The organism is Betaproteobacteria bacterium, assembly GCA_016791345.1.
Taxonomy (GTDB): domain Bacteria; phylum Pseudomonadota; class Gammaproteobacteria; order Burkholderiales; family JAEUMW01; genus JAEUMW01.
In genome coordinates, this window is the sequence record JAEUMW010000069.1 from 1 (window position 1) to 9,867 (window position 9,867).

General features: G+C 67.9%; 10 protein-coding genes. 8 read left to right on the forward strand and 2 right to left on the reverse strand.

All coding sequences use genetic code 11. From position 1 onward, the window contains the following. A partial coding sequence (locus tag JNK68_02635) for a glycine dehydrogenase (aminomethyl-transferring) (protein ID MBL8539248.1) occupies positions 1-1,278 on the reverse strand: 1,278 nt, incomplete at its 3' end. Next, the gene (gene gcvH / locus JNK68_02640; GenBank protein ID MBL8539249.1) at positions 1,278-1,658 is read right to left on the reverse strand and encodes a glycine cleavage system protein GcvH; all 381 of its coding nucleotides are present in this window, start codon (positions 1,656-1,658) and stop codon (positions 1,278-1,280) included. The genes gcvH and JNK68_02635, both read right to left, overlap by 1 nt. A gap of 179 nt (positions 1,659-1,837) precedes the next feature. Between gcvH and JNK68_02645 the strand changes: the two genes are divergently transcribed. From JNK68_02645 to JNK68_02680, 8 genes are all read left to right on the forward strand, one after another. Continuing rightward, positions 1,838-3,739 carry an ATP-binding cassette domain-containing protein gene (locus tag JNK68_02645; protein MBL8539250.1) on the forward strand — a complete coding sequence of 634 codons (1,902 nt, stop codon included), beginning with the start codon at positions 1,838-1,840 and terminating at the stop codon, positions 3,737-3,739. Between the two features lie 52 nt (positions 3,740-3,791). Continuing rightward, positions 3,792-4,565 carry a DUF2189 domain-containing protein gene (locus JNK68_02650; GenBank protein MBL8539251.1) on the forward strand — a complete coding sequence of 258 codons (774 nt, stop codon included), beginning with the start codon at positions 3,792-3,794 and terminating at the stop codon, positions 4,563-4,565. 151 nt (positions 4,566-4,716) lie between these two features. Continuing rightward, the gene (locus tag JNK68_02655; protein ID MBL8539252.1) at positions 4,717-5,715 is read left to right on the forward strand and encodes a sigma-54-dependent Fis family transcriptional regulator; all 999 of its coding nucleotides are present in this window, start codon (positions 4,717-4,719) and stop codon (positions 5,713-5,715) included. 270 nt (positions 5,716-5,985) lie between these two features. Then, entirely contained in the window at positions 5,986-6,240 is a 255-nt protein-coding gene (locus JNK68_02660) for a hypothetical protein (protein ID MBL8539253.1), read from the forward strand. Positions 6,241-6,283: 43 nt separating this feature from the next. Beyond that, a complete protein-coding gene (locus tag JNK68_02665; GenBank protein ID MBL8539254.1) occupies positions 6,284-6,694 on the forward strand; it encodes a hypothetical protein in 411 nt (136 codons plus the stop codon). 45 nt (positions 6,695-6,739) lie between these two features. Further along, the gene (locus tag JNK68_02670) at positions 6,740-8,287 is read left to right on the forward strand and encodes a phage tail sheath family protein (protein ID MBL8539255.1); all 1,548 of its coding nucleotides are present in this window, start codon (positions 6,740-6,742) and stop codon (positions 8,285-8,287) included. A gap of 27 nt (positions 8,288-8,314) precedes the next feature. Further along, positions 8,315-8,842 (forward strand): phage tail protein, encoded by a 528-nt coding sequence (locus tag JNK68_02675; protein MBL8539256.1) that lies wholly within the window; start codon positions 8,315-8,317, stop codon positions 8,840-8,842. Then, on the forward strand, positions 8,839-9,573 hold the full coding sequence (locus JNK68_02680; protein MBL8539257.1) for a hypothetical protein: 735 nt from the start codon (positions 8,839-8,841) through the stop codon (positions 9,571-9,573). The genes JNK68_02675 and JNK68_02680 overlap by 4 nt, the downstream gene beginning before the upstream one ends. The last annotated feature ends 294 nt before the right edge of the window (positions 9,574-9,867 follow it).

The following is a 9,867-nucleotide window of genomic DNA, read 5'->3' on the forward strand; positions in this document are numbered from 1 at the left end:
GGTTTCTGCATCGACTTCGCGCAGATTGATGCGGTGGGCGCGGGCGGCCGCGCGCACGGCTGCGGCGCGTGCACCGGTGCGCACGGTGAGCGTGTCGAAGAAGGCGTCGTGTGCGACGTCGCAGCGCAGGCGGCGCAGGCCGGCGGCGAGCGTGGCGGTCAATCGGTGCACGCGCTCGGCGATCGTCCGCAAGCCCTGCGGGCCGTGCCACACCGCGTACATCGACGCAATCACGGCGAGCAGCACCTGCGCCGTGCAGATGTTGCTGGTCGCCTTCTCGCGGCGGATATGCTGCTCGCGTGTCTGCATCGCGAGCCGATACGCGCGGTCGCCTTGGGCGTCGATCGACACGCCGACGAGGCGGCCCGGCATCAGTCGCTTGTGCGCGTCGCGCGTCGCCAGATAGCCGGCGTGAGGACCGCCGTATCCCATCGGCACGCCGAAGCGCTGGGCGCTGCCGACGGCGACGTCGGCAGCGAGTTCACCCGGCGGTTTGAGCAACGTGAGGGCGAGCAGATCCGCCGCCACTGCCGCCAGTGCCCCGTGCGCATGCGCGCGCGCGATGACCGCGGAGGGGTCGCGCAGCGCGCCGGACGATGCGGGATACTGCAGGAGGATGCCGAAGCACTCGCGCGGCTCGAAATCGACTTCCGGATCGCCGGTGACGATATCGATGCGCAGCGGCTCGGCGCGCGTGCGCACGACTTCGATCGTCTGCGGATGACAGTCGCTCGCGACGAAGAACTTCATGCCAGCGCTCTTCGACACGCGACGACAGAACGCCATCGCCTCGGCAGCCGCAGTGCCTTCGTCCAGCATCGAGGCGTTGGCGATCTCGAGCCCCGTCAGATCGGCGATCATGGTCTGGAAGTTGAGCAGCGCTTCCAGCCGCCCCTGCGAGATCTCCGGCTGATAGGGCGTGTAGGCCGTGTACCACGCGGGATTTTCGAGGATGTTGCGCAGGATCACCGGCGGCGTGTGGCAGTCGGCGTATCCCATCCCGATGTATGACCTGAACACCTGGTTGCGCGCGGCGATCTCGCGCAGCGCGGCGAGAACCTCGGTCTCCGTGCGCGGGGCGCCGAGGGCAAGCGGCTCGACGGCGCGGATCGCCGGCGGGACGACGGCGTCGATCAGCGCATCGAGCGAATCGAGTCCCAAGGCGGCGAGCATCGCTGCCTGGTCGGCCGCGTCGGGTCCGATGTGCCGGCGCTGGAAATCGTCGCTGCCTTCGAGTTCCTCGAAGCTGCGCTGCTCTGCGTGCGCGGGCCGGTCCATCACTCCAGGCTCTCGACGTACTTGGCGTAGGCCGCCTCATCCAGCAGGCTCGACGCAGCAGCGGCATCCTCGACCGCTATCTTCACGAACCAGCCGGCGCCGAGCGGATCGCTGTTGACGAGCCCGGGGTCGTCGACGAGCGCTTCGTTGACCGCGATCACCTTGCCGGTGACCGGCATCTTGAGATCGCTCGCGGCCTTCACCGATTCGATCACCGCGGCATCCGCACCCTGCTCGAAAGCAGTGCCGACTTCCGGCAGGCCGACGTACACCAGATCGCCGAGCTGCTTCTGCGCGTAGTCGGTGATGCCGACCGTTGCCGTGCCGTCCGCGTCCAGGCGCAGCCAGTCGTGCTCTTCGGTGAATTTCAGTTCGCTCATTCCGATCCCTCCCAATGCGAAGTGCGGGGCCTCCCGATGCACGCGCGCGTGCATGGCCCACCCGTGGCGGGGCTTACTATAGCCCATTCCCCGCCGTCGTGTGATGCAGCGCAATATCGACTGTCCAACTCGCATGCCGACGGCTAGACTGCGCCGGACGCCGCAATCTTTCCCAGGTCATGCCGATTCTTACGCTCAAGCAGGTTTCACTTGCCTACGGCCACTGGCCGATGCTCGACCATGCCGATCTCGTCATCGAGGCGGGCGAGCGCATCGGTCTCATCGGCCGCAACGGCACCGGCAAGTCGAGCCTCCTGCGGCTGATGGCGGCGCAGGGCGAGGCGGATGAGGGGGAGATCTGGCGCGCATCGGATCTGCGCATCGCGCTGGTGGAGCAGGAGCCGGTGCTGGACGAGGCGCTGACGGTCTTCGAGGCGGCGGCGGCAGGTCTGGGTGCGGTGAACGAACAACTGCTCGAATACCACCGGCTCGCCGCCTTGCTCGCCGAAGGGCACGACGACGCGGCGCTGCTCGACCGTCTGCACGGGGCGCAGGAGCGCCTCGAAGCGGGCGACGGCTGGCGCCTGACGCATCGCATCGAGAGCGTGCTCGACGCGCTCGCCCTGGCCGCCGATGCACCGGTGGCCACCCTGTCGGGCGGAGTGCGACGACGCGTGGCGCTCGCCCGTGCGCTCGTGCAGGCGCCCGGGCTGCTCCTGCTCGACGAGCCGACCAACCATCTGGACCTCGACACGATCGACTGGCTCGAGCGTTTTCTCTCCGGCTTCGAAGGCACCGTCATAACCGTGACGCACGACCGCCGCTTTCTCGACCGCGTCGCCACCCGCATCGTCGAGCTCGACCGCGGCCGGCTGGTGAGCTTCGGTGGCAACTTTTCCGACTACCAGTCGGCGAAGGCGAAGCAACTCGCGGACGAGGCCACGCAGAACGAGAAGTTCGACCGGCTGCTGGCGCAGGAGGAAGTCTGGATCCGCAAGGGGATCGAGGCGCGCCGCACGCGCAACGAAGGTCGGGTGCGGCGCCTCGAAGCGCTGCGCCGCGAACGCGCGGCACGTCGCGATCGCATCGGTCGCGTGAAGCTCGAGCTGGCGGAGGGCGAACGCTCGGGGCAGCTCGTCGCGGAACTGCAGCACGTCGCCAAGCGCTTCGGCGAGCGCATCGTGATCCGCGATTTCGGCACGCGCATTTTGCGGGGCGATCGGGTCGGCATCGTCGGCCCGAACGGCGCCGGCAAGACGACGCTGCTCAAGATCATCCTGGGCGAGCTCGCGCCCGACGCGGGCAGCGTGCGGCTTGGCACGCGCGTGAGCGTCGCCTACTTCGACCAGTTGCGGATGCAGCTCGATGACGATGCCGCGCTCACCGACGTCGTCACGCAAGGTTCGGATTTCGTCGAGATCGACGGGGTGAAGCGGCACGTCATCGGCTATCTGGGGGATTTCCTGTTTCCAGCGGAGCGCGCACGTGCCAAGGTCTCGTCGCTTTCCGGCGGGGAGCGCAACCGTCTGCTGCTGGCGCGGCTCTTCTCGCGCCCGGCGAACGTGCTCGTGCTGGACGAGCCGACCAACGATCTCGACATCGACACGCTCGAACTGCTGGAGGACCTGCTGCAGGGCTATCGGGGCACCGTGTTCCTGGTGAGTCACGACCGCGCCTTTCTCGACAACGTCGTAACGCAGGTGATCGCCGTCGAGGGCGACGGCACCGTGCGCGAGTTCGCGGGCGGTTACGACGACTGGATGCGCTCCCGCAGCGCCGGCGCAGCGGAGGTGGCCCGGCCGGCGGCGCAGGCGGCGACACCGCCGGCAGCGGCAGCGCCACCGCGAGCGCGTCGCAGCCGCCTGTCCTTCAAGGAAACACAGGAGCTCGCAACGCTGCCCGATCGTATCGCCGCGCTGGAGGCCGAGCAGAAAGCGATCGGCGAGCAGCTGGCCGACCCTGCGCTGTATCGCGAGCGCGGCAGCGAAGTCGCGCCGCTCCAGGCGCGCTTCGACGCCATCGAATGCGAACTCCTGGATCTTCTCGCACGCTGGGAGGCGCTCGACGCCGAGTCCCGCTAGAATCGGCCTCACAAGACGCCCGTGCACGGGCCCGGAAGGGAGCGGGAGATCCATGGACGAGAGCAAGAGCGAGGCAGCCCCGGAGTTCGTCTGGCCCGAGGTGGTCGAGGTCGGGACGGACGCACCCATGCGTTGGCTCCGCCACGGCTGGGCCGATTTCTGCAACGCCATCGAGGCCAGTCTCGCCTACGGCGTGATGTTCACGGTGATGGGCTGGCTGCTCCTCGGGGTCACCAAGGAGCCCGCCTACGAGCTCGCGCTGGTGACCGGATTTCTGATCGTCGGTCCGTTTCTGTGCCTCGGTCTCTACGACATCAGCCGCCGTCTGGAGCTGAAGGAGGAGGTCAAGCTCGCGATCACGCTCGTTGCGTGGCGGCGGAATGCTCCGGCGGTCGGCTTCTACGCGCTCATCCTGGCGCTGCTGATGGCGGTGTGGCTGCGCATCTCGTCGGTCGTGGTGGCGCTCTTCTTTCCGAAGGGCGTGCCGAGCCTGGAAGACATGATCGCGCACGCGGTGACGGAACCCGAAGGGCTCGTGTTCGTCGCCGCCTACGTGCTGGCGGGCGCCGGCTTCGCGCTGCTCGTGTTCGCGACCAGCGCCGTCTCGATTCCGATGCTGCTCGACCGCGAACGCATGGATGCACTGACAGCGATGATCGTGAGCGTGAACGCACTCAGAAAGAATCTTGTCCCGATGCTGCTGTGGGCGTTCATCATCGTCGTGCTGGCGGCGGCGGGCTTTGTCACCTGGTTCGCCGGGCTCGCCGTGGTCGTTCCGGTGATCGGTCACGGCGCCTGGCACGCCTACCGGGACCTCGTGCGTTGAGCGCGGGAAACTCCCATCTTGGGAGGTTCATGGCGGGGTAACACGTATGTCATTAGTAAGCGGCAGGGTGGGAGGATTAAGCCCCTAGGGCGCAGCCTGCACATGCATCGTCGAGATCATCAAGCCGGCGCGCCGCCTTAGGAGGAGCAATATGGAAGATCTGGCCCGCCTCAATCTCGTCGGCGAGTCATCCGCATTTCTGCGTTGTGTGGAGCTGATCCGGCGCTACGCTGCGTGCGATGCAACGGTCCTGATTCAGGGCGAGACCGGCACCGGCAAGGAACTCGCGGCACGCGGCATTCACTATCTCGGGGCGCGGCGGGACTTCCCGTTCATCCCCGTCAACTGCGGCGCCATTCCCGACAATCTCATCGAGAACGAGCTCTTCGGTCACTCGAAGGGCGCGTACACCGACGCCCGCGAATCGCGCACGGGTGTCATCTCGGACGCCGAGGGCGGCACGCTTTTCCTCGACGAGGTGGAAACGCTGACGCCGCGTGCCCAGGTCGCGCTGCTGCGCTTCCTGCAGGATCAGCACTACCGCCCGCTGGGCGGCAAGCAGATCATGGTCGCGAACGTGCGAGTGATCGCGGCGAGCAACGAGAACCTCGGTGCTCGTGCCCGGCGCGGGCTGTTCCGCCAGGATCTCCTGTTCCGCCTCAACATCATGGGGATGGAGATGCCTGCGCTGCGCTCACGGCGTGCCGACGTGCCGCTGCTTGCCGGCCACTTCGTCCGCCGCTTCAGCCGCCAGTATGGTCGCGCCGATAAGCCGCTCTCGCGCGCGAGTCTCACGCTGCTCGACCGCTACGAGTGGCCGGGCAACGTGCGCGAGCTCGAGAACCTGGTGCATCGCGAGTTCCTGCTGTGCCAGGGCAGCGAGATCGACATCGATCCGGCCAGCCTCGATCCGAACCGCTTCGGGCCGGGGGCGGCCGCCTTCACCCTGAAGAACGCGGACTGCTTCCAGGCCGCCAAGGCGCGGGCGATCGCCGAGTTCGAGCGCTCGTACCTCGCGCAACTGCTGACCGAAACGCACGGCAACGTGTCGCTGGCGGCGCGTCGCAGCGGCAAGGAGCGGCGCAGCCTCGGCAAGCTTCTCAAGAAGTACGGCATCGACCGCAGTCAGTTCGCACGCGACGGCGTCTGATCGCGCGCCTTGACCGCGGCGGTGTGTCGCCGCTTTATCTGGGTCCGATGCGCCCCATGTGGGTGTGTCTTGACCCACATCTCCAATCGCCCGTTCTGCATGGCTCCGCCACTGGGGCAACACTGTTACATGGGTCACAAGCAACCCACGCTGTGCCGCATGCCTGTGCGTAACACATTGAAGTAAGGCGACTATTGCTGCGGCTGCCGGCGGCACGGGGATTGCGCCTGACGGGCTCCCATGCTGCCACCCTGAAGCGGGAGTCGCGGGATGACCCAATCGCCCTCCAGAGTCTCGGATATCGCCATCGTCATCGGGCGCTATCTCGCCAGTCATCCCAACGCCTCGGACAGTCTCGAGGGGGTGCAGCGCTGGTGGCTGGGGGAAGGGGCGGTGGACGCTCCCGGGACGACGGTGCAGATGGCGCTCGACCGCCTGGTGAAGAAAGGCACGGTGGTGAAGAAGCTCCTGCCGGACGGCACCGTCGTGTACGCCGCGAGCCCTGCGGCCGCGACGGAAAAGTGAAGCAGCGGCTCTCGCTGCGGGAAAACCACAACGAGGAGGAGCGATGGCGCAGATTGCGTACGGCGTGAGCGTGCAGATCCCGAACGGTCCACAGGTCGCGCAGACCGGCACGAAGGCCGCGGAAGCCTACGACAAGGTCGAACTCGCGCTGGACGCGGGAGGTGCCGGCGCCGCGGAGGCGGTGATCGAGATCCAGCCGGCGGCCGCTGCCGCTGTTTCGCTGCTGCTCGTGAAATCGTCGATCTACGGGCCGGAGATCACCTACAAGCTCTCGGACGGCACCAACGACTCGCCCGCCGTGGCGCTCGACGCGCCGCTCTTCCTGCTCGGCGGCGCGGTGGCGCTCGCCGGCGTCGCGCCCAAGCGGCTCAAGATCAAGAACACCTTCGCGGCGGGCGATGCCACGAAGAAGGCGGCGATCGAGATCCTCGTCGGCCGCGACGCCACGCCCTGATTGCCCACCGTCTGCCCGCTGCTCTCGTCACGAGGAGACCGCACCATGCCTGCGACTTTGACCTATCCCGGCGTCTACATCGAAGAGCTGCCAAGCCCGGTGCGCACCATCACCGGAGTCGGCACCTCGATCACGGCCTTCGTCGGCCGCGCGCGGAAGGGGCCTGCGAACAAGGCGACCATGATCCACGGTTTCGCCGACTACAACGCCATCTTCGGCGGGCTGTGGGCGGACAGCGCGCTGAGCTACGCGGTGCAGCAGTATTTTCTGAACGGCGGGTCCGATGCGCTCATCGTGCGCGTGCACAACGGCGCGACCGCCGCCACCATCACCCTGCCGACGGCGACCGGCAACATCGTGCTCGAAGGCGCGAGCCCAGGTACCTGGGGCCGCGCCCTGACTGCGATCGTCGACCACGACACGAGCAATCCGGGCGACGCGAATCTCTACAATCTCACGATCGTCGAGGACAAGGGCGCGACCGAAGTGTTCCGCAACCTGTCCGCGGCGGCAGGTGCGCTGCGCCGCGTCGAGCGGGTGCTCAAGGACGAATCCAAACTCGTGCGGGCGGTGGTGCCGACCGTCAACGAGCGCCCGACGGCAACCGCCGGCACCACGGCCTCCGCCGTGTCCGGCGGGGATGGCTCGAACATCGGCGATGGACAGATCATCGGCAGCGACGTCGACCCGAAGACCGGCATCTACGCGCTGGATGCGGCGGATCTCTTCAACCTGCTGTGCATTCCGCCCTATCACTACGATCCGGCGGCAGCCAACCCCGATCCCTCGTCCGCGACCTGGACCTCGGCACTCGCGTACTGCAAGGCGCGCCGCGCGCTGCTCGTGGTCGACCCGCCGGCGGCCTGGAACGACAAGGACGATCCGCAGGACGCCACCATCGGTCTCGACTCGACGGTGGCGCCGGGCTTCGGGCCGGGACGCAGCGAGAATGCCGCGCTCTATTTTCCGCGTGTGGTCGCGCTCGACACGCAGGACGAAAACCGGCCGAAGGCGTTCGCGCCGTGCGGGGCGGTCGCCGGCGTCATCGCACGCACCGACGGCGCGCGCGGTGTGTGGAAAGCGCCCGCTGGCATCGAGGCGACACTCTTCGGCGTGGTCGACTTCAGCGTCAAGCTCACCGACAAGGAGAACGGCGAGCTCAACCCGCTCGGCATCAACTGCCTGCGTTTCTTCGACGGCATCGGACGTGTCGTCTGGGGGGCGCGCACGCTGCGCGGCGCCGACCGCCTCGCCGATCAGTGGAAGTATCTGCCGGTGCGCCGGCTCGCGCTGTACATCGAGGAGAGCCTGTACCGCGGCACGCAGTGGGTCGTGTTCGAACCCAACGACGAACCGCTGTGGGCGCAGATCCGGCTCAACGTCGGCGCCTTCATGCAGACGCTGTTTCGCCAGGGCGCATTCCAGGGCTCCAGTCCGCGCGAGGCCTATCTCGTCAAGTGCGACAGCGAGACGACGACGCAGGACGACATCAACCGCGGCGTGGTGAACATCCTGGTCGGGTTCGCGCCGCTCAAGCCCGCCGAATTCGTCGTCATCCAGATCCAGCAGCTCGCCGGCCAGGTGCAGGCGTGAGCGCCGCCACTTCGAGGAGTCACGACCATGCCACAGTTCACGGTTAACGCGTCCCGCTTCGATCCGTACAAGAACTTCAAATTCCGCGTGAAGTGGGACGGGCGCTACGTCGCCGGCGTGAGCAAGGTGTCGAGTCTCAAGCGCACCACGGAGGTGGTGAAGCACCGCGAGGGCGGTGATCCGAGCTCCACCCGCAAGTCGCCGGGGCGCACCGAGTACGAGGCGATCACGCTCGAGCGCGGCGTCACCCACGACACCGAGTTCGAAAAATGGGCAAACAAGGTGTGGAACTTCGCCTCCGGACTCGGCAGCGAAGTCTCGCTGAAGGACTTCCGCAAGGACATCATCATCGAGATGTACAACGAAGCGGGACAGCTCGTCATCGCCTACAAGGTGTTCCGCTGCTGGGTGGCGGAATACCAGGCGCAGCCCGACCTCGACGCCAACGCGAATGCGGTGGCGATCCAGACGCTCAAGCTCGAGCACGAGGGCTGGGAGCGCGACTACGACATCAAGGAGCCGGCCGAGCCCACCTTCACCGAGCCGGTGGCATGACGCAGCTCGTTTCCGTTACCGCGCGCGGGCTGCTCGACGCGTGGGAGCGTGCGCAGGGCGCCGCGCCTGTGCTGCGCCCGCTGCTGGTGCTGGAGGCGGTGACGCACGAGGACGCAGCCGCGCTCGCCGCGCTGCCGCTCGGTGTGCGCGATCGCCTGCTGCTCGATCTGCGACGCTCGGCGCTGGGGGAGCGCATGGCATGCGAAGCACACTGCCCGGCCTGCGCCGAGCACATCGAGTTCGACGTCTCGACACCGGCGCTGACCTGCGACGCCGCGAGCGCGGCGGAGCAGCGTTTCGAGATCGAGCACGAAGGCTGGCGCATCGTCTTCCGCGTGCCGACCACGGCCGACCTCATCGGCTGCGCGGGGCAGGGTGACGACGTCGCCCGACGCATCGCACTCGAGTGCGTGCAGGAAGCACGCTGGAGCAGCGTGGAAGTCGCCCGCGAGACGCTGCCCGACGCGGCGCTCGAAGCCGTGGGAGAGCGCTGCGCGGCGCTCGACCCGCAGGCCGACATCGAACTCGATCTCACCTGCCCGGCGTGCGGTCACGGCTGGCGCAGTCCCTTCGACATCGCGGCGTTCCTGTGGAGCGAGATCGAGGCGTGGGCGGTGCGCATGCTGGGCGAGATCCATGTCATCGCGTCCGGCTACGGCTGGAGCGAGGCGGACATCCTGAACCTCTCGCCGTCGCGCCGGCGTTACTACCTGGAGCGGCTGGAAGCGTGAGCTATCTGCAGCGCCTGGCGAGCAGAGCCATCGGCGGCACGCTCGAGGTGCGGCCGCGAGGCCGCTCGCGCTTCGAGTCGGCGCGCGCCCCGGACGAGCCGACGTTACCGACGCTGAACGCTGACGCAGAAGCGGCATTCACGCACCGGGGCGACGCCCCGGCGGATGGAACCCTGGCAACCGGAAGCTCGCGGCCGGCGGGTCAGGCTGCGCGGATGGCACGAGGGCGGGCGGGAGAAGTCGCGGTGCGACCCGACGTCCCCGCGCGGCCGGGCTTGGCGGCGGGGGACGCTC